This is a genomic window from Vibrio sp. 10N.222.49.A3, from assembly GCF_041475145.1.
Classification (GTDB): Bacteria; Pseudomonadota; Gammaproteobacteria; order Enterobacterales; family Vibrionaceae; genus Vibrio; species Vibrio tasmaniensis_A.
This window is the reverse complement of sequence record NZ_JBFRVM010000026.1, coordinates 5,833-6,372: the sequence shown is the minus strand read 5'-3', so window position 1 is coordinate 6,372 and position 540 is coordinate 5,833. Positions and strand designations below refer to the sequence as shown.

Sequence of the window (540 nt, the reverse complement as noted above, 5' to 3'; positions counted from 1 at the left end):
TGTCCAAAACCTTCACAGGCTGAATTTTTACCTATGGCACTTTCTAACTCGAAAGTGCCCTTTTCTGCGTTAACGTAATTACTCAGTAGCAGATCACGCTACTGAAATCACCGTACTTTTTCTTATATGCCAAAAGTGTTAAAAAGATAAGAGAACATCGAATGATGCTCTCTTAAATATCGGGGAGAGTACAGCTAAATAGTAAACACATTTCAGACGCGAATGAGTGTATACAAAAAGGCCGCAATCAGCGGCCTAGTTTAAAATCTACTAATTCAAAGTTAAAGCATCAATTTGAAGCTCTTTAAGTGTGAGATGAAGCTTGGGAGTCTCTGCTTTTGTAAGCAAGCTAAGAACTCATCTTGGCTCATTGGTGGCCTTTTTAATGAAGCTCTTTGTTGCTGAGCAGCCTTAACGCATGCGCTACTGTCCAATTCGAACATATCGCACAGGAACTCGTCTGGATGTATTGCTGTTAGACCTAAAGGCTCGAGTTCGCAAGAAGGAAAGTCTTTTAGGTTGAACGTAATGATAGACTCA

1 pseudogene is annotated in these 540 nt (G+C 40.2%); it reads right to left on the bottom strand.

The features are described 5' to 3' along the window. Positions 1–281: 281 nt before the first annotated feature. Positions 282–540 (bottom strand): annotated as a pseudogene (locus AB4589_RS04760) (PIN domain-containing protein); the annotation flags it as partial.